A 22,772-nucleotide genomic window follows, 5' to 3' on the forward strand; every position below is an offset into this window, starting at 1 on the left:
AAGACGCGGGCTTCGCCCGCGTCCGCCAAGCAAACCCGACAATCGCATCGTCCAAACTAAAACCCTGTTCCCCGGCGAAGGCCGGGGCCCAGTCGGGAAACAGGCGTAATCAGGCGCTGCGCGAAGTAACCTCGACCTCCGCGCCTGGACCCCGGCCTCCGCCGGGGAACAGCCTGCGCCATGCCGGGTGCCTAAGCGCCCCAAACCCCTACCCCCGCATCGCCGCGATCCGCTCGTCGATCCGCCGCTCCAGCACGGTCAGCGGCATCGCCCCCTCCTTCAAGATCTCGTGGAACTGCTTCAGGTCGAACTTCGCCCCCAACGCAGCCTCAGCCTTCTTGCGCGCCCGCGTCCACGCCATATGGCCGACCTTGTAGCTGCACGCCTGCCCGGCCTGCGTGCAATACCGCTCCACCTCGCGCTGTGTGCGCGGCCGCGCGAAGCCGGTCGTCGCGACCATGTAATCCGTCGCCTTCTCGCGGCTCCAGCGCTTGGCGTGGATCCCCGTATCCACCACCAGCCGCGTCGCGCGGAACAGGAACGATTGCAGATACCCCGCCCGCTCCAGCGGCGTAGCATAGGCCCCCAGCTCGTCCGCCAGCTGCTCGGCATACAGCGCCCAGCCTTCCGAATAGGCCGAGAAGAACCCGATCTTGCGCAGCGTCGGGATATCCTTCGATTCCTGCGCCAGGCTGATCTGCAGGTGATGCCCCGGCACGCCCTCGTGATAGGTCAGCGCCGGCAGCGTGTATTTCGGCCAGTCCCCCACATCCTTCAGGTTGACGAAATAGATCGCCGGCCGCGCGCCATCCAGCGAGGCGCGATTGTAATAGCCGTTCGATGCGCCATCCTGGATCTCCACCGGCACCGCGCGGATTTCCAGCGGCTGCGTCGGCACGGTCGCGAACACCTGCGGCAGCTTCGTGTACATCGCCTTCACCCCGGCGTTCAGCCCGTCGATCAGCTCCGCCCGCCCGGCGGCATCATTGGCATAGACCTGATCCGGCGCGACGTTCAGCTTCGCCAGCCGCTCGCCCACCGTGCCGCCGGAATAGCCCTGCGACTTCAGGATCGTGTCCAGCTGCGCCGTGATCTCCGCCACCTGCGCCAGCCCGATCCGATGCACCTCGTCCGGGCTCATCGTCGTGGTCGTCGCCTGCGCCAGCGCCATCGCATACACCGCATCGCCGTTCGGCACGCGCCAGATGCCGTCGCCCGCCTTGGTCGTCGGCTTCAGCCGTTCGATCAACGCGATCTGCCGGTCGAGCGCCGGATAGACCTTCTCGGAGACGATCTTCGCCGCCTGCCCCTGCCAGTCGCCCGCAATCCCCTTCGCCGCCGCGCGCTTGACCAGCGACTGCACGATGCTCGACGTCGCCGCCGGCTGCTCGCGCAGCTTGCGCATCTGCCCCAAAGTCAGGTCGAGCGACCACCCCGGCGCCAGATACCCGCGCCTCGCCTCGGCCTCCTGCATCGCGCTTTCCTGATCGAGCACGGTCCCGAACTGGTCGAGCCGCGACAGATACGCATCGGCATCCGGCTTCGCGTTGATCGTGTGCGCCGTGTTCAGGAAATCCGGCGTCGAGAAATACGCGCCGCCCTGCTGGAAGATACGATATGGCCGGATAGGGCTGTCGATCCCGAACGCATCGGCGGACGCGATCTGCGTCCCCAGCGAATATTGCACCACCTCCAGATTGAGCTTCGCCGCCGCCGACAACCCCGCCGCCGGCACCTTGGCCAGCCGCGCCAGCGCCGCCTTGGTCTGCGCGACATCCGCCGCGCGCCTGGCGGCGGTGCGCGGCGACAGCATCCCCTTCGACGCCGCCAGCGCGCCCTTATCCAGCCCCAAAGACGTCGCCAGCTCCGGCGACCGCGCCACCGCATCCTGGAAGATCCGCTCGAACTCCGCATTCAACGCGGCATCCCCGCTGGCGCCCTGGGCCAGCGATCCGCGCGGAACAAACGTGGCGGCAAGCGCGGCAACGCCCCCGGTGGCAAGCAATTGGCGACGATCCATGGCGGCATCCCTCATTCTGATTATGCCCGCATCTTAGCCACGCCCGGCATACCGATACTAGTGTGGATCGCTGGCCCGGAATTTCCGCCGATTTCAAAGCGACTGGCGCGTGTTCCGCTCAAACCGGCCTCGCGCCGACGCCCCGGATCCCCAGCGCCGGGATTCTCATCCCCATCACCACTGGCGCGACGTTCGACACGCTGATAGGGCCAACTTCGTTACCGGGGGGAAGCATGAAAAACGTACGAACACGCGCGGGCACGCGCCTGATATCGACCGCCATTTTTGGCCTGGCCTTGAGCGGGTGCGGCGGGTCCGATACACCCGCCCCCGCCCCCGTCAACAACGCCCCCACCATCACCTCCTCCGCCGCCGCCAGCGTCGTGGAGAACAGCACCGGCGTCGCCTATCAGGCCAGCGCCACGGATCGCGACGGCGACTCGGTCACGCTCTCGCTCGCCGGCACCGACGCGGCGCGCTTCACGATCAGCGGCGCGGGCGAGGTGCGCTTCGTATCGCCCCCCAATTTCGAAAAGCCGACCGACGCCGACGCCGACAACGTCTACACGCTGCAACTCTCGGCGAGCGACGGCAAGGCGACCGTCAGCCAGGCGGTGACGATCACCGTCACCAACAGCAAGGAAGGCGTCAGCGTCGAGCGGATCGCCAGCGGCTTCAGCCACCCGGTCGCGATCGTGACCATCCCGGGCCAAAGCCAGCTCATGGTGGCCGAGCGGTCCGGCGCGATCTACATCTACGATCCGGCGACCCAGGCGCGGACGCTGTTCGCCACCATCGAAGGGCTCACCAACGCCGAGCAGCAGGGCATCTTCAGCATCGCCGTCCAGCCGAACTTTGCGACCCGTCGCATCGTGTATGCGCTGTCGGCCCGCAACGGCAGGCTCGCCGTCCGGCAGATCTTCAATAATGGCGGTCCGACGAGCTTCCTGGATTTCGCCATTGGTCTGCATACGCAGTTTCCGAATAATATCGGCGGCTGGATGGGGTTTGGCGCGGACGGGTTGCTCTATGTAGCGACCGGCGACGCCGGCGGCACCAATGATCCAAGCGGCAGTGCACAAAGCTCGACCTCGCTGTTCGGCAAGCTGCTGTCTTTCTCGCCGGGAAGCTTCGACGCCTTTTCCGGTGCCGCCGTTCCGCCCCCGATCGTGCCGACGGTGCTTGCGCGTGGGCTGCATTATCCGATCGGCGCAACCTTCTACACCGGCGGACTATTGCTGCCCGATCGCGGCCAATCGCAACGCGAGGAGGTCAGCACGCTGCCGCTCGTCGCTGGCACGATCGACAATCTCGGCTGGCCGTTCCGGGAAGGTACCAGCATCGTCGTCGCGGGCGAGCCCGCCGGTCTCGTCCCGCCGGTGCTGGAATATCCGCATGGTACCGGCCAATTTGCCGGGCAGCAGATCATTGGCGGTCTGGTCTTTCAGGGCGGCAACGCGTCGCTCGCTGGCACGTACGTGGTCCTGGACAGCACCGGTGCCATCTTCACCGCCCCGCTCGCCAATCTGCAACGCGGCACCACCGCGGCGACGAGCGTATTCGAACGACGCGACCTGGATTTCACCCCGGCGAGCGGCACGATCACACAACCCGTATCGGTGGTGCAGGACGCCACGGGCGCGATCTACATCGCTTGCGACAATGGCGACATCTTCCGGGCGACCGCGAGCTGACGGCACACGGCAACCCGCCACCCTCAAGTCCCGCCCCCTCCCCGTCGCCCGCCCGCCTTGCTCCACCCCGTCACCTGGTCCAGCGCCGGCAGGACGGGCGGCGGCGGTTCGTGGGGGGATCGCGCGCCCCCGTTCGCCCGCTCGCCCGCCCGCGCCGCCTCGGCGATCTCGAACGCCTCGCGGTCGCGCCGCTTTTGCTCGAGATACATCTCGCCCATGCGATAGGATCGCGCCTCGCTGCTCTGGCCCCTGCGGCGCTTCAGGTGCGGCGGTTCGGCCTGCAACCGCGCCTCCTTCTGGTGCAGATACAGCAATTGCAGCGCTTCGGCGGGGGCCATCGGCGGGATCGGCGGCTGATCGTTGTGGCGCCACGCATCGTCCTCACCGGATGCGGCGGTGAAGCTCTCGATCAGCGCCAGCTCGACCTGCTCGTACCCCATTGCAGCGCCAGCCGCATCTCGCGCGCAAAGGCCGGGCTCTGCCGACGGCGGCGATAGAAGGCCCGCGGCGAAGCCCCCGCCGCCGCCGCCGACAGCCGCACGTTCGCGGTCGCCGACAATGCGGAGAGGAATGCCTGCTCGCACGCCTTGGTCAGTTTGCCCGGCTGCGCGGCGCGGATCTGGCACGATCCGTCCTTGAGCCGAACCACCACCGTCTCCCCGCCGCGCGTACGATGCGCCACGCCGCCGGAGGTCGCATCCGGTCTGACGACAGGCCCCCGGCACCCCCCGCCGGCGTTCAGCCGGGCCTGAGCCACCGCAACCGCCGTCGCCCAGCGCGCTGCAAACGCCGGATGCACCCCGCGCCGATGCTGCAACGTACCATACGCCACCCCCACCTCGCGCGCCGCCAGCCGCGCATTGCCGGTGCGGCGCAAGGCCTTCAGAAAGGCACTGTTCTCCAGCGCCTGATTGCGGGTGAGCGGACGGGCCATGACCCGTCCGCAGCTTGCAGGCGATTTCCTACATTGCAAGGGGGCGGGCACGCCGGACGGCGTCGCCTAGTGGGCGAATTGCTCCCCACCCATAATATCATGGCCCTCGGAATCGCCGAAGCTTCTTGATGAAGAACGGGGCTTTCTGGCGATGAATGGGCGTTAGCGGCCTGTCCGCTTTTAGGGAATGTTAGGTGACGATAATTGACCTCGCAGGGTTACTGCTGCCTTTCCCGAAAAGGATGGTTGATCGGGAATTGCTCGTCGGCCATTCCCATCGGTATGCATCCGGCTAAGGAGGGGCAGATCCCGCGAGGACAGGCGAACGACGTGCATCTTCCCGCTGGTTACACGGCCCACCACAAAACTCCCGAAATCGGAGATTACCGTCGTTTGCGCCGAATCTGCGGCCTGACGCCCCGAAGTGCCGCCGCTGCCGAAGCCGGCCTCCCCAACACCGTGTTTGCCGTCACGATTCGACATGCCGGCCAGACGATCGGCATGGGACGCATCATCGGAGATGGAGCACTATTCCTCCACATTGTAGATATCGCGGTCGATCCTGAGCATCAGGGACACGGCCTCGGGAAGGTGGTCATGGCGACGCTGATTGCGCACATCGAAGCGAACGTCCCGGCGGAAGTTCACGTCAGTCTTATGGCGGACGGAGACGCTCACCGGCTCTATGCACAGTTCGGATTTGAACCCGTCGCGCCCCGTTCCCTTGGCATGGCAGTATGGATCAACAAGCAATGACGACGGCCCTTCTCATCATCGACATGCAACAAGCGATCCTCGCCGGGCTGGCTGATCCGGATCGACAGCCCGATATTGATGCGAAGTTGGGCGAGCTGGCTGGTCGCTTGGGCGAGTTGAAGCGCAACGCTGAAGCGGCCGGTGCACCTGTCGTCCTCGTCCAGCACGACGGCGATGCCGGGCATCGGCTGGAGGTCGCAACCGCTGGCTGGCAATTTCGCAGCGAGGTTGCACCTGGGCCTGAAACGGTGATCGTTCACAAGCGGAGCTGCGATGCTTTCCACGACACGGACCTCGGCGAGCGCCTGGAAACCTTGGGTATCGACCAGCTCGTGATCGGCGGGTGCATGACACAGTTCTGCGTTGATACCACCGTCCGGCGCGCCGTCTCGATGGGGTTCGACGTGACGCTCCTCGAAGACGGCCACACCACCGCCGATCTCGGGCCGCTTACCGCCGAGCAGATAATCGACCACCACAATCGGCTTCTGTCAGGCTTCGATGCGGGGCCTAAAGCGGTTCGGGTCGTGCCGTCTTCGTCGGTCTGTTGGTAATAGGGGGCGAGCTTTTCCCAGAAACGAGGGACGATCAGGGTAGCCGGGACCTTTCCGAAAGGATGGTGGATCGGGCAAACGCCGACGCGAACTTTCCCCCAGCACCACCGCGAGGTTGGTCGCACTTGCCGTTGGAGCCTCTTATGCATCACAAGATGCCATGCTGATCGCTATCCTGCTCGTTGCTGCCACTCCCGACTGCACTTACGACCGCGCTGCAATGATGACGCTGTCCCAGCAAGCGTTCGATCAGAACATGACTGGTGGCTGGCGCGAACTGTCGATGCGCGGCTGCGAGGCGGAAGCGGCGGACCTAATCCGCGACTGGCGCGGGACTAACAAACCCCAGCGCAATGTCAGTATTCTTTACTGGCATGAGGGCCAGTTGCGCGCCAATTTAGGCCAAAGCGCCGCTGCGATCGCGCTTTTCGAACGGTCGCGCAAGACGGTCGAGGAGGATCGTGGCATGGGCTGGAACCTCTATGTCGACGGTAGCATCGCGTTCCTCCGTCGCGACCGCACCGCTTTCAACAAGTCGCATGCCGCGCTCGCGGTGTTGCCCAAGCCAGATGGCTTCGATCCGCGCGGACCCGATGGGAAGCCAATCGCGATCCGCTGGCCAATGAACCTCAACGTGCTCGATGGCTTCGCACGTTGCTGGGATAAGCCATATAAGGAGGCCTACACGACCTGTGCGACACCGATCCGGGTAATCAAGGCGGGCGGTTAACCCCCTCTTCCCGATTGGGAACCCTCCACAAGAATACCGCCCAGCTTATGCGCTAACGGCCATCCATGGGTTCGGCTTTCCCGTAACCTGTTCCCGATTGCTCTATCCCGAAATCATCACTCGCAGATGTAGAAACGGGGAAACTCGCGCTGAACAAATGGCTGGTTCCGGTGGCTTGGATTGCTGGCTTGAGTTTTCATGTGTGGCGACGTCTGCCAGGCAGGGTGCGCAGGCGCGTCACAATACCGCCGACGGCGCAGTGTCAGAAAACCAGCGCCGCCCCAGCCATAACGCGACGTGCACCAGCATCACCAGCACCGGCACCTCGACCAGCGGCCCGATCACGGCAGCGAACGCCACCGGCGAGGCGAGCCCGAAGGCTGCGATCGCGACGGCGATCGCCAGTTCGAAATTGTTGCCGAATGCGGTGAAGGCGATCGCCGTCGTCCGGGGATAATCCGCCGCGATCAGCTTGCCCATCGCGAAGCTGATGACGAATTGAACGACGAAGTAGATCGTCAACGGGATTGCGATCCGCACCGCATCGAATGGCAGTCGTATCACGTCGCCACCCTTCAGGCTGAACATGGCGACGATCGTGAACAGCAACGCCGCCAGCGTGATCGGCGCGATGCGCGGGATGAAACTGCTTTCGTACCATTCCGGTCCGAACTTCGCCGCCAGCACCCGGCGGGAAAGATAGCCCGCCAGAAACGGCACGCCGAGATAGATCGCCACGGCCTCGGCGATCGTGCCGAACCCGACATGGATGATGCTGCCCTGCAGGCCGAACAGCGGTGGCAGCACCGCGAGGAACAGCCACGCATACAGGCTGAAGAACAGGATCTGGAAGATCGAATTGAACGCGACCAATCCAGCGACATAATGAGTGTCGCCCTTCGCCAACTGGTTCCACACCAGCACCATGGCAATGCAGCGCGCCAGCCCGATCAGGATCAGCCCCGTTATATGGGCCGGTTCGTGCCGCAGGAAGATCACGGCGAGCGCGAACATCAAGACCGGGCCGATCAGCCAGTTCTGCACCAGAGACAGTGCCAGCACGCGCTTGTCGGCAAACACGCGCGGCAAATCCTCGTAGCGCACGCGCGCCAGCGGCGGATACATCATCAGGATCAGGCCGATCGCGATCGGAACGTTCGTCGTGCCGATCGACATGCGATCGAGCGCGGCGGGGAGCGCCGTGAAACTGCCCAACGCGACGCCCAGCGCCATCGCCGCGAAGATCCAGAACGTCAGGTAGCGATCGAGAAAGGACAGCCGCCCGGGCTTCGCCGCCGCCATCATGCGATCCGATCGCCGCGATCGTCCACCACGCGTTCGCCATCCTCTTTCATGAAGGCGGTCCGCTGCCCGATCGGCAGCAGATCCAGCACGGTCTCGGACGGGCGGCACAGTTTGACGCCCAGCGGCGATACGACCAGCGGGCGATTGATCAGGATCGGGTGCGCGATCATCGCATCGTACAGCGCGTCGTCGGGCAGGCTCAGGTCGCTCAGGGCAAGTTCGGCGTACGGCGTGCCCTTTTCCCGCAACAGGTCACGCGGCCTCATTCCGGCGCGCTCCACCAGTTGCACGAGCAAGGCGCGGGCCGGCGACGTCTGGAGATACTCCACGACGTGCGGCTCCAGCCCGGCATTGCGGATCATCGCCAGCGTGTTGCGCGACGTGCCGCAGTCGGGATTGTGATAGATGACGATATCGCATGGCGGCAGGTCATGGGCGGGCACGGGCAGATCCTTCAGCAGCACGGCGCGAGTTCTGCGATCAAAGGCGCGCACAGTTCGGCGCGACCGCCGCAACAATCCTTGATCAGGAACAAAGTCAGATCGCGCAGTCCGTCGATATCGGCGCGGTAGATGATCGACCGGCTTTGCCGCTCGGATTTGATCAGTCCGGCGCGGGACAGAATGCCGAGATGCGCCGACATCGTGTTCTGCGGCACGTCGATCAGCTTGGCGATCTGCCCGGCGGGCAGTCCGTCCGGTTCGTGGCGGACGAGCAAACGGAACGTGTCGAGTCTGGTGGGTTGCGCCAATGCGCCGAACGCCGTGATCGCGGTATCTTCATCCATATATCCATAATACCGGATATATGGATGACTGCAATCTCAAATCCAACATTGCAAGTTGGCGTCCCTTCCGCTAACGCGCGGCGCTTCCAACGCTATCGCTGTGGAAATCCCTGCGGGAGGACGTCTTCGGGCGTCCGCTTGTACCGCTAGACTTGAACCGGCCTGGGCGCTTTCGGGTGCCGGGCCAACATAGAGAGTGACATGGCTAAAAAGATTACCGGCTATATCAAGCTGCAGGTGCCTGCAGGCAAGGCCAACCCCTCCCCGCCGATCGGCCCCGCTTTGGGCCAGCGCGGCGTGAACATCATGGAATTCTGCAAGGCGTTCAACGCGTCGACCGGCGATCAGGAAGTCGGCACGCCGCTGCCGACCGTGATCACCGTCTATGCCGACCGTTCGTTCTCGTTCGAGACGAAGACGCCGCCGGCATCGTATCTGATCAAGAAGGCCGCGAACCTGAAGTCGGGTTCCAAGGAGCCGGGCAAGATCGTCGCCGCGAAGATCAAGCGTTCGCAGTTGGCCGATATCGCCACCGCGAAGATGAAGGATCTGAACGCCAACGACCTCGAAGCGGCGACCCGCATCATCGAAGGTTCCGCCCGCGCGATGGGCCTCGAAGTGGTGGAGGGCTGAGATCATGGCATTCGTAAGCAAGAAGCAGAAAGCCATCACGATCGATCGTGAGAAGCTCCACAAGATCGACGAAGCGATCGCTTTGGCCAAGGCCGGCGCGACCTCGAAATTCGACGAGACGATCGAAGTCGCCCTCAACCTCGGCGTAGACCCCCGCCACGCCGACCAAATGGTCCGCGGCGTCGTCACCCTGCCCAAGGGCACCGGCAAAACCGTCCGCGTCGGCGTGTTCGCCAAGGGCGCGAAGGCCGATGAGGCACGCGAAGCCGGCGCCGACGTGGTCGGTGCGGAAGACCTGATGGAGCTCGTTCAGGGCGGCACGATCGATTTCGATCGCTGCATCGCAACCCCGGACATGATGGGCGTCGTCGGTCGTCTCGGCAAGATTCTCGGTCCCAAGGGCATGATGCCGAACCCGAAGCTCGGCACCGTGACCATGAACGTCGGTGAAGCCGTGAAGGCCGCCAAGGGCGGCCAGATCGAATATCGCGTCGAAAAGGCCGGTATCATTCACAGCGGGATCGGCAAGGCCAGCTTCCCGGCCGAAGACCTGCGCGCGAACTTCGACGCGCTGGTCGATGCGATCGTCAAGGCCAAGCCGTCGGGCGCCAAGGGCAAATATGTCCGCAAGGTCGCCGTCAGCTCGACCATGGGCGCCGGCATCAAGGTGGACGTGGCGGAAGTCGCGGCCGCTTAAGCCAAGCCTAGAACCGACACGAAGAGGGCCGGGAGAAATCCCGGCTCTTTTTTTGTATGTTCAAACGGCGTGCGGCACGGCGTTCGGATCGTGCAGCGCCTGCGTCGCGGTGCCCAGCACGGCCTGGCGCGCGCGGAGGCTGGCGTCGAGGAACGGCGTGTTCAGGCTGACGAAGCGCCGCGGCGTCATGCCGAGAAACGCATTCGCATCGCGCAGGAAATGCGACACGTCGAAATAACTGCCGTCGAGCAGGGAATAATCCGCCGCGTCGCGCGAAGCGCTGATGCGCAGAAACGACCGCAGGAAGCGTGCGCGGCGCAGCAGCAGCTTGGGCGGAAAACCGAAATGGCGGATCGACAGCCGACGCATCGAATGCTGCTCGATGCCCAGTTCTGCCGCTGCGGCGGGGATTTCGACCGGGCCATCGCGCGTGATGAGCGCCATCAGGCGGCGGATCGATGGCTCGTCCGGACTGGCCGGGCCTAGTTCGGCGCGGAGCAATCCGTCCAGCACCGGCGCCACCATGTCCTCGCGCTCGCAGGCATACAGCGCCGCCAGCAAACGAGCGGGAAAATCCCCCTTCATCGCCTGTTCCAGAGGCAGCACCCGATCGCGCACGTCGGCGGCCTTGCCGGGAAACAACCGGCTCCAGCCGAGCGCGCTGATGCCGAACCCGATCAAAACCCCGCCATTGGTGGTCGCGCGGATCGCCTGGCTGGTCGGGCCGAACAGGCTGACGTCAGGCACCGGATCGAACACGCTCTTGCCGATCGCAACCGAAAAGGGCGCCGCGTCGAGCGCGATGCGGACATTGGCCGTGCCGGGCAGAAACCAGTCCACCTGCCCCACCGCATGCGGCCCGCGCGCCGTGTAGACATGATAACCCGTGATGTAATCGGCCAGATCGGGAGCGGGCTGATCGTACCGTATCGTAAGGCCCGGCGGCATATCGAAGACGTGGGGCGCGATGCCGGATGCGTTGGTGCCACCGACGATCCAGTCCTCGGCGATCGCGCGCGACACATCCGTTACGCCAGGCGCATCAGTACCTTTTGCCTCCACACAAGCCCCTTTTCCCGCCACCTGCACGGTGCCGGATGATGGCCGCCCCCGGCCTTATGTCTTCATCTCCCGGATCGACCGGGATTGTATGAAAACGACAGTCTTGTTTGTGAGAAATATCCCGAGAAAGCAATGCGCCACCCGCGATATTAACCAGGCGGAACAACCGGTTTTTCTATCCGCCGGAGACGCCGGAGGAATTGGACGCCTCCCCGCTCTGGATGAAGGACTTCCCCGCTCACATAAAAAGGGCCGGGATCGCTCCCGGCCCTTTTCACGTCCAACTCCCCTGTCGCACTCCCCAAAGACTCAGAGACCGACGATGCCCCCGTCGGTCCGCGTGATGACGATCGTGGCAGACCGCGGGCGCACCGGCGTGGCCGGCGTTCCGGCCTGGCTTGCGGGCCAGCTGCTGCTGATCGCCGCGGCCGTGCCGTTTTCGCCCGGATGCTGGATGTTGACGAACACCGATTTGCCGTCCGGCGTCGAGAAGATGCCGGTGATCTCGCACTCCTTCGGCCCGACCAGGAAGCGCCGGAGCGTGGTGCCCGGTGCCTTGCCGACGCGCGTGCCCTGGGTGCCGCTGGTCGTGCCGATCGTATTGGTGATCGTCTTCACCCCGCCATCGCCGACCACGCCCGGGATCGCCGCCAGCATCATGCAGTTGGTGACGTCGGTATAGGCACTGTCGTCGGTCTGGATCCACATCAGCGGGCTCGCATTGCCGGTGACGTTGCTCGGCAGCCCGAACCACAGCCCGTCGGGCGAGGAGAAATCGTTGGTCGCATCCAGCCCGGACAGATTGATGTTGACGGGATCGAGATCGGCACCAGCGCCGAACGCATAGATATCCCAGGTGAAGCTCAGCGCTTCCGACGAGTCGCCGGTCTCGCGCAGGCGGATGACATGGCCGTTGGGATTGCCGGTGATCGACGCCGCCGTGACGGTCGGGTTGGTCGCCGCGTTGCGCTGATCGACATAGGCGCGCGGATTGGCCCAATCGGTATTGGCGACGGTGCGCGAGCTGTTGTTGGTCAGCGTCAGATAGACCTCGCCGGTCGTGGGATTGACCGCGGTCCATTCCGGCCGATCCATCCGCGTAGCGCCCAGCGCATCGGCGGCAAGGCGCGTGTTGATCAGCACATCGGCCTGGTCGGCAAAGGCATAGGTCGCATTGGCGGAGGTCAGCGGCCCGGTGCCGAACACCAGCGGCATCCACGTGCCGGTCCCATCGGAGTTCAGCCGCGCGACATACAGCGTTCCCGCGTCGAGATATTTGTCGCCCATCGCCAGCCGGTTGGCGTTGGTGGCATCCGCCGCCGACCAGGTGGCGCTGGAGACGAACTTGTAGAGATATTCATTCTGCGCATCGTCGCCCATATAGAAAGCCGGCTTCACGCCCGCGATCGTCCGGCCGATCACGCAGCCTTCGTGGTTCATGCGGCCGAGCGCGGTGCGCTTGCGCGGCGTGGAGGCCGCATCGAACGGATCGATCTCGACGATCCAGCCATATTGGAACGGCTCGTGGCGGAAATCGCCGCTGCCATCGGCGGGTGCGGTGGCATTGGCGGTCGCATTCCAGCGCGCATAGATCGTGCTGCTCGTGTCGGCGGGCGAGACGGTCGACCAGCCATAATTGCCCGTGCGCCCCTCGGAAATGCCATAGCGGGTGAGCGAGGCGTTCTCCTTGGCCGCGCCGGCGGCGGTGCGGACGGCGGCGTCACCGGCGGTGCGGCGGAAATACCCGGCCCAATTCTCCTCGGCGGTCAGATAAGTGTTCCACGGCATCGTGCCGTTGGCGCAATTGTTGATCGTACCGCGCCCGGCCGAGCCATCAGTCGAAAAGCGCGTCTTCAACTGGGTCGCGCCCTTGGCCGGGCCGCTGAAAGCCATCGGCGTCAGCGGCGTGATGCGGCGATTGAGCGCGCCGGTGGGCGCGTAGCTCCATGTCGTCGCACGGTTGATCTCGATCACCGAGACGCCATGGCATTCCATCTCCTTCAGCGCCTCGCCCTCGGGACGTGCCCCGCCGACCGTCGTCGGGCCGTTGGGGTGAAGATAGACCTGGGTGATGTTCTCGTGATTCATCACCAGCAGGCCGCGCGTGCTGCTGGTGGGATCCGGCGCATTGCCGGTGGCGGACAGGCCGAAATAGGTCATGCCGTCATGATGATCGCCCGCCCGCCGCGAGAAGGTCGTGTCGCTGCCGTCATTGGCATAGGCGCCGACGCCCGACAGCATCGGATCGCCGAGCCGGTACAGAACGGTGACGCTATAGCCGGCGGGTACGGTGACGATATCGTCCCGGTTTTTGGCGACCGCGGTGAAGCCCAGCACTGCCGGCGTCACCGTGACGGTCGTATCGGCATTGGCCCCCGCCCCGCCGCTGCCGACCGCCGTGAAGCGGAACACCAAAGGCGTGGAGGCCGTGACGGCCGGCGCGGTGAAGGTGACGGTCGTCTTGTCGATCACCGCCAGCGTCACGGCCGGGCCGCTGACCTGGGTCCACACCGCATTGGTCGTCGTGCCGGACACCGTGGCGACGAGCGTGACGAGCCTGCCCGCGCTGGTCGTAACGGCCGATCCTGCGGACACGACGGGCGCCGGCTCGACATTGTCCGATCCGCAAGCCGACAGCAAAGCCCCGCCGAACACCGCGGTCGCCGCCGCCGAAATCCCGCCGAACAGCGTCTGCCGACGCGAATAGCGCACCCCGATCAGATCGTTCAGATGCGGATTGGCCGTACGGTTGGTGTCGATATCGCCGTCATCATAGGCGATCGAGAGGTCGGTTACGGTCGTCATGGCTGGTTCCCCGGAGTCGAGTTTTCGACGTTGCCGGTGCTGTGGAGGCGAACCATGAAAGCCACATGGCTTGACCATGTCGAATGCACGACTCTTTCGCGACGGTTTTGAGACAGCTCATAACCATCCGCCCTTCATTCGATGTTTTACCCTCGCCACGTATTCGTCATTCCCGCGCAGGCGGGAATCCATACTGACTTACTTCTCGCTTCATAAACGGCGTCGGAGCTTATGGATCCCCGCCTGCGCGGGGATGACAGTTTCATCAATATTCGAAAGAGATAAGCACCCATTCATTTAATGGGTCAGGCGTCAAACGATGCTATATTCGTGCCTCAAGCCGGAGATCGACATGCGAACAACCCTTGCCCTCGACGAAGGCCTCGTCTCGATTGCCCATGCGCTCACAGGTCTCCAAGGGAAGTCCGCACTGGTTCGCGAGGCTGAGGGCACTCATCGAGCGGGAGAGTGCGCGTCGCTTGGCCCTGTTCGGCGGTAGCGACCCGAATGCGATCGCCGCCCCCCGTCAGGGAAATGTAATGTGATGATCTTGGGCGAGACCTCCTCCGCGATCGACGGCTGAAGACGGCCGCCGAAACTCTGGGCATCGCCGATGCCGAGAGCACATGAACCGCAAAACTTGACTCTCGCCCATATCCCGCTAATGGCGCGCTCTCTTCCGGTTCGGGTTCGCCCGCGCCGGGATACCGTCCGAGACAGCAGGGGCCGGCTTCCGGCTTAATATCCTGCCTAGACGGGGAATGGAATTTCACGCCGCTGTCGGGTTCGCCCGCGCGGTCTGCTTTGGTTCGCTTTTATAAGCGGCCCTGTCCCATGCCCCAATCGACGGACAACCCGAAGGCACGGTTAGTCGTGCCTCCGGTTTCAACCGGCCTGTGTGTTTCGGCACGCAGGTCAGACACGTGGAGAATGGCATGGATCGTGCTCAAAAGACCGAGCTCGTCGCCGAACTGAACCAGACGTTTGCCGAAGTCGGCGTGGTGGTCGTCACCCGCAACCTCGGCATGACGGTGGCCCAGTCGACCAAGCTGCGTAACGCGATGCGTGACGCGGGGGCGACCTACAAGGTCTCGAAGAACAAGCTTGCCAAGATCGCACTGGATGGCACCGACTACCTCTCGCTGGGCGATCTGCTCACCGGGCCGGTGGGCCTTGCCACTTCGATCGACCCGGTCGCAGCCGCCAAGGTGGCTGTCGATTTCGCGAAGACGAACGACAAGTTCGAAATCGTCGGCGGGGCGATGGGTGCGACTGCCCTCGACGTAGACGGCGTCAAGGCGCTCGCGACGATGCCGTCGCTGGATGAACTGCGTGCCAAGATCGTCGGCCTCATCGTTGCCCCGGCAACGAAGATCGCCACGATCACGCAGGCTCCCGCGGCACAGCTCGCGCGCGTCCTGTCCGCCTATGCGGAGAAGGAAGCAGCCTGAGACCCTTCGATAAGAAGGGGATCAGAGCTTTTCGAGACTATTCGTTTGAACTGAACCCGATGGGGCCGCCAGATTTTCACGGCCCCGACAATGGAGACTACACATGGCAGACCTGAACGCACTGGTAGACAGCCTGAGCGCATTGACCGTCCTCGAAGCAGCCGAGCTTTCGAAGCTGCTCGAAGAGAAGTGGGGCGTTTCGGCAGCAGCAGCTGTCGCAGCCGCTCCGGCAGCTGGCGGCGGCGCAGCCGCTCCGGCCGCTGAAGAGCAGACCGAATTCGACGTCATCCTGACGGGCGACGGCGGCAAGAAGATCAACGTCATCAAGGAAGTCCGTGCGATCACCGCGCTCGGCCTGACCGAAGCCAAGACGCTGGTCGAGTCCGCTCCGAAGGCCATCAAGGAAGGCATTTCGAAGGACGAAGCCGAGAAGATCAAGAAGCAGCTTGAAGAAGCCGGCGCGACCGTCGAAATCAAGTAAGCCGCAGCGGGAGAGACGGGCCATCCTGGCCCGCACTCCCCGCAAGGCCGGCCGGCAGCCCCCGGGCTGTCCGACGAGAGTTTCAGGTACGGAATGCCCCGCATTCCGTAGATCAGGCTGGGAGCCTGATCGATCTGAAACTGGCTTTGCCCATGCTGGCCAATGCGAAAATAAAGGGCGGCCCCAGCAATGGGGTCGCCCTTTTCTTATTGGCGGAAAACTATCTGTCAGGCTGGTTTAAGGCCGGACAACATCACCGAAATCGCACACCCCCGATCACCGCAACACCGCAACAAGGCTCCCGACCAACCCCAGGACGACCAGACCCGCAATCACCAGGGGAAGGTGCCGGTTATCCCGCAGCTTCGTCACGTACCTTGATATCACCGCGTCATTCCGCGTTCCGGTGCAGGCCCATGCCATCAGGAAGAACCACAGGACGAACGATAGCAACGCCAGCGGACTGAGCTTGCAGATCAGCCCGCGATCAGGATGCCTCCGGATCAGGGCGATCGCGGCAGGCGCGGCGACGAATACCGCTATTCCGGCCAGCAACGCGAACAGAAGCAGCATTTTTTCAGGCGTCATCGTGCCTCGCCCCCCAACACGCCCACACTCCTTCGTTCAGCCACGTAACGCGCAATACGCACCTGCACCGCCGGCACGATCACCGCCAGCACACCCACGACCAGCGCATCGATCGCCAGCAATGTCCACTGCACGGCGGCGCTCTGCCCTGCCGGCCAGCGATTGAGATATTGGTGCAACGCCCCCACCGGAGTGCGGGTCAGGAACATCAGTACCAGCGCCCAGAAATACAGCCAGCGGGTCGCCCGGGCCGACGCCACGGGGCCGAATGCTTTCGTGCCCATTGCCGCATTGACGAACCACAGCATCAGCGCCGGCTCGATCAGTTGCTGCCCCAGACCGAACACGCCACGGAACGTCATCACCCGGTCTGCCGGCAGCCCGAGGGCGGCAAGGATCTGTTCGGCATAGAGGATCGCGGTGAACGGAATCAGTTGGAACACCACCACCCAGGCATAGCGGCGGAACGCGATCGCCGAGGGCCGCAACGCTGCCCGCGCATCTCCGGTGACGCAATATCGCATCGCGATGAAGCCCACCGCCCATAATGTCAGCATCTTGGGCCAGCCGAACGCCATGCGCAGCGGCTGCATCGACGCCGCCTTGCGCACCACCGGATCGACGGAGAAGAAGCCGAGATGCAGCTCGACGACATGCTGCGCGAACTCGATCCCCGCAATGGCGACGATCAGCAACGGCAACACCCGCGCCATCCGCCACCCGTCACCGAACGCCCCGGCCCAATTCGCGAAAAATGCGCGGATCATTCACCCTCCCCCTCGAAATGTAATAGCTCCCCCGGCTGGCAATCGAGCGCGGAGCAGATCGCTTCCAATGTCGAAAAGCGGATCGCCTTCGCCTTGCCGGTCTTCAGGATCGACAGATTGGCCAATGTGATATCGACCGCCGCCGACAATTCGGTCAGCGTCATGCCGCGCGTGGCGAGCAGGTCGTCAAGCTTGATGACGACGGGCATCAGACCGTCATTTCGAGATCGTCACGCATCCGGGTCCCGATCGCAAAGACCCGGGCGAGCACGAAGATCATCAGCACCGAAATCCATCCGCCGACCGATGGCGACCAGCCGGTCGTATCGACGTGCCGCACGGCCAGCGACACGATGACGATGCCGAACGCGATGTCGAGCAACTGGACGGCGAGCAACGCCCATCCCACCGCCTGCAACCGGCGGGCATTGATCGCCACGAAGGGATCGCCGGTCTGCGCCGTACCGATAATTGCCCCAAGCCGGGTGAGGATGACATGGGCGGGGTAGGCGACCAGCACGCCCAGCACGAGCATCAGCCGCATCGCGTTCAGAATAGGTGCCACCGGCTGCGTCGTGTATTTAAGCGCCAGCCGCCCCATCACCTCCGGGGCGAACGGCACCGATAGCGCCAACGCGATCACGAAGCCCGCGGCGGCAATCCAGTTGAGGACATTGGCGATCCCCAGCACGGTGCCGGCAATCCCGAGCAAACGATCCTTCATGCGCGACTCCTTATCGATAAACGATATTATCGTTTATCGATAAGGTCAATCGCTACAGACAGCGAAGTGCGCCACCTTCGCCAACTTCCATTATTTCACCATCACCGCGCTCTGGTCCACCGCCACCACCGGCAGCCACACCGCACTCGCCTGCGCGCCGCCGCGCTCGATCGTCACCGTCGCCTTGGTGTAATCGGCCTTCTTCGCCAGGAAGATGTTCGGCACGAACTTCTGCGGGTTGCGATCGTAGAGCGGGAACAGGCTGGACTGGACCTGCACCATGATGCGGTGGCCGGGTTGGAACACGTGATTCACGGTCGGCAGGCGGAACTTGTAGCGCTGCACCTTGCCCGCCGGGATCGCCGAGGGCTTGGCGAAGCTGTCGCGATAACGGCCCCGGAAGATGTCGAGGCTGATCGGCAATTGATAGCCGCCCATCTTGGGATCGGTGGCGTTTTCGTCCGGATAGACGTCGATCACCTTCACCACGAAATCGCCGTCGGTGCCGGTCGTCTTCGCGAAGATATCGGCGATCGGTGCGCCGGAGACTCGCACGGCTTCGGACAGGACCGGGGTTTCGTACGTCATCACGTCGGTACGACCATCGACGCCGCGCTGATCGCTCACCAGCCAGTCGCCCCAGCGGCCGTCATCGAAATTCACCGGGCGCGGCAGATGTGGGACGGGCTTGGCGGGATCGGAGACGTAGCTGTCCTCTCCCGACCCGCTTTTCTCGAAGCCGAGGCCACCCGCGCTTTGCAGATAGATCGGCTTGAGCGGCGACGCGCAGCCCTTGTCGCAAGCAAGCGGCCATTGCGAGAAGCGATCCCAATGGTTCTCGCCGGTATTGTAGATCGTCGCCGCCGGCAGCGCGACCGCCGGGCCGTCCTTCAGATATTGGTTGAACAGCGGCAGGACCATTTCCTCGCGGAACTGCTGCGCCGTGTCGCCGCGCCACTGGAACGGGCCGAGGCTACGGCCTTCGCGGTTGATCTGGCTGTGGCGCCATGGCCCCATGACGAGGAAGTTGTTGCCGGTCTTGCCCTTCGCCTTCAGCGCCTCCCATGCGGTGATCGCGCCATACATATCTTCCTGATCCCACAGCCCCTGTTCCCAGATCGTCGGCACGTTCGAGGGATTGGCGGCAAGCAGCTTGTCGAGCGCCTGACCCTGCCAGAAGGCGTCATAGGACGGGTGCGCGAGCATCTTCTGCCAATAGGGCAGTTGCGAATAGCCGGACTTGTCGGCCCAGGCTCCGGCCGATCCGATATCGCGGAAATTGTCGTAATCGTCGTATCCGCCGGTAGGCGGAACACTACCCTTGGACTTGTAGCCGGTCTGCCCGCCGAGCCAGGCGATGTTGGCGAGGCGGAACGCGCCGTAATGGAACCAGTCGTCGCCCATCCAACCGTCGATCATCGGGCTTTCGGGTGCCGCGACCTTCAGCGCGGGGTGCGGGTTCAGCAGCGCCATCGCGACCGTGAAGCCCTCGTAGGACGATCCGATCATCCCGACCCTGCCGTTCGATTCCGGCAGGTTCGCCTTGTTCACCAGCCAATCGATCGTGTCATAGGCGTCGGTGACATGATCGACCTTGGTCTGGTTCAGCGGGCCGATTACGGGACGGGTGACGATGTAATCCCCTTCCGATCCGTATTTGCCGCGAATGTCCTGATAGACCCGGATATAGCCGTTGCGGACGAACATCTCGTCGGCGAGCGGGAGTGTGGAGAGCATCGACGAACTGGTCGTGCGCTTGGCGCGGCTGCCCGCGTCATAGGGCGTGCGCGTCAGGACGATCGGAGCGTTCTTCGCATTCTTCGCGACGACGATGACGGTGAACAGCTTGGTGCCGTCGCGCATCGGGATCATCACTTCGCGGCGCTGGTAATCGTCGGCCATCGTGGGTGGCGTGAACTTGGCGGGGATATCCCCGCCGGACGCAGAAGCAGCGGGCGCGGCATCCGCGCTCTTGGTTGGGGTCTGCTGGGCGGGGGCGGCCACCGCGAGGCCGGCAATTGCGAGAAGGGCGAGCGTGATCTTCATGGAGCGCGATTCCTTGATCTTCGGATGGCCCTGCTTTGCGCGCGGGACGGTCCAAGATCAATCGGCACCCCGCTTAATCAGCGGGTGATTGCAAAGCCTTGCGGACGCTGGCCGACCGCGTCGTGCATGCGCGGCCCGGCATCGAGGCGGAACGGCACCATCTTCTCGCCGGGCGCGCGTTCGATGCCGACGACCCAGGCCGCGGCGGTCTGGCCCTGCCCGCCGCCGTGCCAGCCATAGAGGACATTGACCGAGAACATCGGCACGAAGAAATCGCGTCCGGCGATCGACACCGGGACGATCCCTTCCTGCGGGATCATCGCCATGCCGCCGAGCGTGATCGCTTGCCCGGGCGAGAGATCGAACCGGGCGACCAACGGCTTTTCGATCGATTGTGTGAACAGGACCTTCAGCATCGCGGCCTGATCCGCACTGGCGTTCATCAGGCGGATATCGACGCGGACGTCGTTGGCGGCCACGTCACCCGAGTTGCGCAGGCCGATCTCGTAATCGACCGCGCCGCTGGTCAGGTTGGTGCCGGCACGCACAGGGCGCATCGTGATATCGATGCGTGCTCGGGCTTCCGGCTTGGCTGGTGGGGGAGCCGGAGCCGGAGCGGGAACCGGTGCCACCGCCACTTCATCGCCGCCGATGTCGATTATGCGCGAATCTTCGAATACCTCGCGGCGGGGACGTGACCGGAAGCGGAACAGGGCGAAGAGCAATCCGGCCAGTACCAGCACGCCGAGGCCGAGCCAGAGCCATATTCCGTTCGAAGCGGTGGGCTGCGCGTCTGATACCGGAGCGGGTACGGCGACTGTGGGCGTTGCAGCGGGGGGCGGGCTAGGTTCGACTGCTGGCGGAGCAGCAGGCTTTGGCGTTGCCACTGGAGGAGCGACGGGGTTTTGGCGCGGTGCTGCGGTGGGCGTGGCGCGCGGTGTTGGCGTGGCTCTCGGAACAGGAGCGCGGGGTGTGCTGACCGGAGTCGGCTCCGGCGCGACTGGCGTGGGGGTCGGTGTCGGAGTGGACACCGGGGTGTCGCTCGTCGGACGACTGGCGGGCAGGGAAAAGCCATTGAGATTGGGGATCAGCGGCGACGCTTCGTTCTGGGCTTGCGCCGCGCCGGTGAGGCCGAACAGGGCCAGGAGGGGCAATCGCAGGATGGCCGGAATGATCGAGTTTCGCACAGACGGGCCTTATCGAAAGAATGATCCGTGCCATATGCTCCGAACTCCGCTTGCGGCAAGCCGGTGCGGAGGCCGGACAAAGGGAAGGCCCGCCCTCCCCTTTCGGAGCGGACGGGCCGGTTCACCTTCGACGGGATCAGGCGTGTTCGGGCACGCCCTTCAGATGCGCCGCGATATCTTCGCGCATCAGCGGGCGGGCGATCGAGATCGGCTCGATATGCGCACCGTCGTCATCGGTGACGCCGATCGTGAAGGTCGCGCAGGTGCGGCCCTCGCTGCCGTCGGGCAAGCGATAACGGGCATCGGCCATGATCACCGGCGAGAAATCGACATGGTCGCCAAGATCGCGTTTGAGCATCGCCAGCGTCGCATCGACGCGCGTGCCCTCGCCCGGCTCGATCGTCACCGGGGCGACGCCATCGTTGCCGCGTTCGATCAACAGACGCTCCATCTCGGCTTCGCTGGCCGAACCGTCGGCGAACATGAAGGTCGAGATTCGCACGTCCTCGGCGGCGACATTGCCGGCATTGCCGACGGTCAGTTCGATCTCGACCAAAGCCTCATCGACGTTGCTGCCGGCGCGGACCGGACGCATGGCGAATTCGAGCCACGGGCGATCGGCGACCGGGGCATCGCCAGCGGTGAGCGCTTCGACATCGGCGGCCTCAGCGGTGGCTAGGCTGGCATCCTCGGTCGCAACTGGGGCGATCTCATCATTCGCTACTGCTGCGGCAGCGATCGGTGCGATTACCGGGGCGGCACGCAGATATTGCGGCTGTTCGGCCACTACCGGGGTTTCGGCGCGGATCGGAGCAGCCGTGGCGACTGGGCCGGCAATCGGTTCGGCCATCGGCTCGACATAGCTTTCCTCGTGATAGACCTCTTCATCCGCGCGACGGCGGCGCATCAGGAAAAAGGCGAGCAGACCGCCGAGGACGACGAGGCCACCGACGATCCACGGCCACACGGGTGCGCTTTCGGACACGGTGCTGGTTTGGGTTGCGGCTGTCGATTGGGTTTCGGCGGCGGGTTGTACGGGGGCAGGCGTTACTTCGGCGGGAGCGGCGGCGATCGGGGCCGGAGCGGGAACTTCGGTTACGGGTGCGGCAGCAACAGGTGCCGGGGCGGCGGGCGCTGCTTCGGCGCGTGCCGGAGCAGGGCGGCTGACAGGTGCAGTGCGTGCATTACGAACAGGAGCGCGACGCGGTCCGGCCTCGGCGCGGGCTGCTTCGGCCTGAGCCAAAGCTTCCGGCGCGATCGGTGTCCGGCTGTTCGGATCGCCGATTCCGTTGCGCGATGTTTCGCCCTGGCTGGCGGGTGCGGCTGCGGTCGCCTGCGTTAGCGTCGGCACGACCGGCGGGGGCGTCACCGTCGTCTGGACCGGCGGCGCAGCGGCGGCTGGCGGCGGGGCGGCCGCCTCCTGCGCAAAAGCCGGGCCTGCGATCAGCAGGGCTGCTGGAACAAGCGCGACCAACGCGCGGCGATGCGGGGGGATGATGGTTTTCATAACGGAGACTCAATGAAGGGAACTCCGATTCGGACCCGCGAATG

Annotated in this window: 24 protein-coding genes; 9 read left to right on the top strand and 15 right to left on the bottom strand. The window is 64.5% G+C overall.

The features are described 5' to 3' along the window. Nucleotides 1–208: 208 nt before the first annotated feature. Nucleotides 209–2,020: a DUF885 domain-containing protein gene (locus U1738_RS06725; protein ID WP_332788560.1), complete on the bottom strand. Its 1,812-nt coding sequence runs from the start codon at nt 2,018–2,020 to the stop codon at nt 209–211. Between the two features lie 233 nt (nt 2,021–2,253). On the opposite strand from U1738_RS06725, the gene U1738_RS06730 reads away from it, so the two are divergent. Beyond that, the gene (locus U1738_RS06730) at nt 2,254–3,714 is read left to right on the top strand and encodes a PQQ-dependent sugar dehydrogenase (RefSeq protein ID WP_332788281.1); all 1,461 of its coding nucleotides are present in this window, start codon (nt 2,254–2,256) and stop codon (nt 3,712–3,714) included. Between the two features lie 23 nt (nt 3,715–3,737). On the opposite strand, the gene U1738_RS06735 is transcribed toward U1738_RS06730, so the two are convergent. Both U1738_RS06735 and U1738_RS06740 read right to left on the bottom strand, forming a co-directional pair. Further along, nucleotides 3,738–4,154, bottom strand: coding sequence for a hypothetical protein (locus U1738_RS06735; RefSeq protein WP_332788282.1), 417 nt, complete (start codon nt 4,152–4,154; stop codon nt 3,738–3,740). Beyond that, nucleotides 4,124–4,648: a hypothetical protein gene (locus U1738_RS06740; protein ID WP_332788283.1), complete on the bottom strand. Its 525-nt coding sequence runs from the start codon at nt 4,646–4,648 to the stop codon at nt 4,124–4,126. Before U1738_RS06740 ends, U1738_RS06735 begins: the two co-directional genes overlap by 31 nt. A gap of 282 nt (nt 4,649–4,930) precedes the next feature. Here U1738_RS06740 and U1738_RS06745 point away from each other — a divergent pair, with 282 nt between their 5' ends. The 3 genes from U1738_RS06745 to U1738_RS06755 all read left to right on the top strand — a co-directional run bounded on the left by U1738_RS06745 (nt 4,931) and on the right by U1738_RS06755 (nt 6,688). Beyond that, the gene (locus U1738_RS06745; protein WP_332788284.1) at nt 4,931–5,404 is read left to right on the top strand and encodes a GNAT family N-acetyltransferase; all 474 of its coding nucleotides are present in this window, start codon (nt 4,931–4,933) and stop codon (nt 5,402–5,404) included. Further along, entirely contained in the window at nt 5,401–5,958 is a 558-nt protein-coding gene (locus tag U1738_RS06750) for a cysteine hydrolase family protein (RefSeq protein ID WP_332788285.1), read from the top strand. The genes U1738_RS06745 and U1738_RS06750 overlap by 4 nt, the downstream gene beginning before the upstream one ends. 115 nt (nt 5,959–6,073) lie before the next feature. After that, nucleotides 6,074–6,688: a hypothetical protein gene (locus U1738_RS06755; RefSeq protein ID WP_332788286.1), complete on the top strand. Its 615-nt coding sequence runs from the start codon at nt 6,074–6,076 to the stop codon at nt 6,686–6,688. A gap of 237 nt (nt 6,689–6,925) precedes the next feature. Here the strand turns inward: U1738_RS06755 and arsB are convergent, their stop codons facing one another. From arsB to U1738_RS06770, 3 genes are read right to left on the bottom strand one after another with little or no spacing between them, the layout of a single operon-like run. Beyond that, on the bottom strand, nt 6,926–7,990 hold the full coding sequence (gene arsB / locus U1738_RS06760; RefSeq protein WP_332788287.1) for an ACR3 family arsenite efflux transporter: 1,065 nt from the start codon (nt 7,988–7,990) through the stop codon (nt 6,926–6,928). Further along, nucleotides 7,990–8,436, bottom strand: a complete 447-nt coding sequence (gene arsC / locus U1738_RS06765) for an arsenate reductase (glutaredoxin) (RefSeq protein ID WP_332788288.1) — start codon at nt 8,434–8,436, stop codon at nt 7,990–7,992. Before arsC ends, arsB begins: the two co-directional genes overlap by 1 nt. Before the next feature lie 11 nt (nt 8,437–8,447). Beyond that, nucleotides 8,448–8,780, bottom strand: a complete 333-nt coding sequence (locus tag U1738_RS06770) for an ArsR/SmtB family transcription factor (protein WP_332788289.1) — start codon at nt 8,778–8,780, stop codon at nt 8,448–8,450. Nucleotides 8,781–8,981: 201 nt separating this feature from the next. Between U1738_RS06770 and rplK the strand changes: the two genes are divergently transcribed. Next, complete coding sequence (gene rplK, locus U1738_RS06775; protein ID WP_295666767.1) at nt 8,982–9,413, top strand: 50S ribosomal protein L11; 432 nt, start codon at nt 8,982–8,984, stop codon at nt 9,411–9,413. Between the two features lie 4 nt (nt 9,414–9,417). Next, nucleotides 9,418–10,110: a 50S ribosomal protein L1 gene (gene rplA / locus U1738_RS06780; protein WP_332788290.1), complete on the top strand. Its 693-nt coding sequence runs from the start codon at nt 9,418–9,420 to the stop codon at nt 10,108–10,110. A 60-nt stretch (nt 10,111–10,170) separates the two neighbouring features. On the opposite strand, the gene U1738_RS06785 is transcribed toward rplA, so the two are convergent. After that, on the bottom strand, nt 10,171–11,172 hold the full coding sequence (locus tag U1738_RS06785; protein WP_332788291.1) for a hypothetical protein: 1,002 nt from the start codon (nt 11,170–11,172) through the stop codon (nt 10,171–10,173). A gap of 309 nt (nt 11,173–11,481) precedes the next feature. Then, a complete protein-coding gene (locus tag U1738_RS06790; protein ID WP_332788292.1) occupies nt 11,482–13,977 on the bottom strand; it encodes a PhoX family protein in 2,496 nt (831 codons plus the stop codon). Nucleotides 13,978–14,329: 352 nt separating this feature from the next. On the opposite strand from U1738_RS06790, the gene U1738_RS06795 reads away from it, so the two are divergent. The 3 genes from U1738_RS06795 (at nt 14,330) to rplL (ending at nt 15,909) form a co-directional block, all read left to right on the top strand. After that, nucleotides 14,330–14,476, top strand: coding sequence for a type II toxin-antitoxin system VapB family antitoxin (locus U1738_RS06795; protein WP_332788293.1), 147 nt, complete (start codon nt 14,330–14,332; stop codon nt 14,474–14,476). Nucleotides 14,477–14,912: 436 nt separating this feature from the next. Further along, entirely contained in the window at nt 14,913–15,428 is a 516-nt protein-coding gene (gene rplJ / locus U1738_RS06800) for a 50S ribosomal protein L10 (RefSeq protein WP_332788294.1), read from the top strand. Between the two features lie 103 nt (nt 15,429–15,531). After that, a complete protein-coding gene (rplL, locus tag U1738_RS06805; protein WP_332788295.1) occupies nt 15,532–15,909 on the top strand; it encodes a 50S ribosomal protein L7/L12 in 378 nt (125 codons plus the stop codon). 276 nt (nt 15,910–16,185) lie between these two features. Here the strand turns inward: rplL and U1738_RS06810 are convergent, their stop codons facing one another. From U1738_RS06810 to U1738_RS06840, 7 genes are all read right to left on the bottom strand, one after another. Next, nucleotides 16,186–16,497, bottom strand: coding sequence for a hypothetical protein (locus U1738_RS06810; RefSeq protein WP_332788296.1), 312 nt, complete (start codon nt 16,495–16,497; stop codon nt 16,186–16,188). Continuing rightward, entirely contained in the window at nt 16,494–17,264 is a 771-nt protein-coding gene (locus tag U1738_RS06815) for a hypothetical protein (protein WP_332788297.1), read from the bottom strand. The genes U1738_RS06810 and U1738_RS06815 overlap by 4 nt, the downstream gene beginning before the upstream one ends. Then, nucleotides 17,261–17,473 carry a helix-turn-helix domain-containing protein gene (locus tag U1738_RS06820; RefSeq protein WP_332788298.1) on the bottom strand — a complete coding sequence of 71 codons (213 nt, stop codon included), beginning with the start codon at nt 17,471–17,473 and terminating at the stop codon, nt 17,261–17,263. Before U1738_RS06820 ends, U1738_RS06815 begins: the two co-directional genes overlap by 4 nt. Next, entirely contained in the window at nt 17,473–17,988 is a 516-nt protein-coding gene (locus U1738_RS06825) for a DUF2975 domain-containing protein (protein WP_332788299.1), read from the bottom strand. The genes U1738_RS06820 and U1738_RS06825 overlap by 1 nt, the downstream gene beginning before the upstream one ends. Before the next feature lie 90 nt (nt 17,989–18,078). Further along, nucleotides 18,079–20,034, bottom strand: a complete 1,956-nt coding sequence (locus tag U1738_RS06830) for a CocE/NonD family hydrolase (protein ID WP_332788300.1) — start codon at nt 20,032–20,034, stop codon at nt 18,079–18,081. Nucleotides 20,035–20,111: 77 nt separating this feature from the next. After that, the gene (locus U1738_RS06835; protein WP_332788301.1) at nt 20,112–20,777 is read right to left on the bottom strand and encodes a hypothetical protein; all 666 of its coding nucleotides are present in this window, start codon (nt 20,775–20,777) and stop codon (nt 20,112–20,114) included. 580 nt (nt 20,778–21,357) lie between these two features. Continuing rightward, nucleotides 21,358–22,728, bottom strand: a complete 1,371-nt coding sequence (locus U1738_RS06840) for a hypothetical protein (RefSeq protein ID WP_332788302.1) — start codon at nt 22,726–22,728, stop codon at nt 21,358–21,360. Between the last annotated feature and the right edge of the window lie 44 nt (nt 22,729–22,772).

Origin of the sequence: Parasphingomonas caseinilytica, assembly GCF_036663755.1 — a bacterium.
In the GTDB taxonomy this organism is placed as follows: domain Bacteria; phylum Pseudomonadota; class Alphaproteobacteria; order Sphingomonadales; family Sphingomonadaceae; genus Sphingomonas.

Bases quoted from the DNA above. Each gene is read 5' to 3' on its own strand.
- U1738_RS06725 (WP_332788560.1), bottom strand. From the start codon at position 2,020: ATGGATCGTCGCCAATTGCTTGCCACCGGGGGCGTTGCCGCGCTTGCC.
- U1738_RS06730 (WP_332788281.1), top strand. From the start codon at position 2,254: ATGAAAAACGTACGAACACGCGCGGGCACGCGCCTGATATCGACCGCC.
- U1738_RS06735 (WP_332788282.1), bottom strand. From the start codon at position 4,154: ATGGGGTACGAGCAGGTCGAGCTGGCGCTGATCGAGAGCTTCACCGCC.
- U1738_RS06740 (WP_332788283.1), bottom strand. From the start codon at position 4,648: ATGGCCCGTCCGCTCACCCGCAATCAGGCGCTGGAGAACAGTGCCTTT.
- U1738_RS06745 (WP_332788284.1), top strand. From the start codon at position 4,931: ATGCATCCGGCTAAGGAGGGGCAGATCCCGCGAGGACAGGCGAACGAC.
- U1738_RS06750 (WP_332788285.1), top strand. From the start codon at position 5,401: ATGACGACGGCCCTTCTCATCATCGACATGCAACAAGCGATCCTCGCC.
- arsB (WP_332788287.1), bottom strand. From the start codon at position 7,990: ATGGCGGCGGCGAAGCCCGGGCGGCTGTCCTTTCTCGATCGCTACCTG.
- U1738_RS06770 (WP_332788289.1), bottom strand. From the start codon at position 8,780: ATGGATGAAGATACCGCGATCACGGCGTTCGGCGCATTGGCGCAACCC.
- rplK (WP_295666767.1), top strand. From the start codon at position 8,982: ATGGCTAAAAAGATTACCGGCTATATCAAGCTGCAGGTGCCTGCAGGC.
- rplA (WP_332788290.1), top strand. From the start codon at position 9,418: ATGGCATTCGTAAGCAAGAAGCAGAAAGCCATCACGATCGATCGTGAG.
- U1738_RS06790 (WP_332788292.1), bottom strand. From the start codon at position 13,977: ATGACGACCGTAACCGACCTCTCGATCGCCTATGATGACGGCGATATC.
- U1738_RS06795 (WP_332788293.1), top strand. From the start codon at position 14,330: ATGCGAACAACCCTTGCCCTCGACGAAGGCCTCGTCTCGATTGCCCAT.
- rplJ (WP_332788294.1), top strand. From the start codon at position 14,913: ATGGATCGTGCTCAAAAGACCGAGCTCGTCGCCGAACTGAACCAGACG.
- rplL (WP_332788295.1), top strand. From the start codon at position 15,532: ATGGCAGACCTGAACGCACTGGTAGACAGCCTGAGCGCATTGACCGTC.
- U1738_RS06810 (WP_332788296.1), bottom strand. From the start codon at position 16,497: ATGACGCCTGAAAAAATGCTGCTTCTGTTCGCGTTGCTGGCCGGAATA.
- U1738_RS06815 (WP_332788297.1), bottom strand. From the start codon at position 17,264: ATGATCCGCGCATTTTTCGCGAATTGGGCCGGGGCGTTCGGTGACGGG.
- U1738_RS06820 (WP_332788298.1), bottom strand. From the start codon at position 17,473: ATGCCCGTCGTCATCAAGCTTGACGACCTGCTCGCCACGCGCGGCATG.
- U1738_RS06825 (WP_332788299.1), bottom strand. From the start codon at position 17,988: ATGAAGGATCGTTTGCTCGGGATTGCCGGCACCGTGCTGGGGATCGCC.
- U1738_RS06830 (WP_332788300.1), bottom strand. From the start codon at position 20,034: ATGAAGATCACGCTCGCCCTTCTCGCAATTGCCGGCCTCGCGGTGGCC.
- U1738_RS06840 (WP_332788302.1), bottom strand. From the start codon at position 22,728: ATGAAAACCATCATCCCCCCGCATCGCCGCGCGTTGGTCGCGCTTGTT.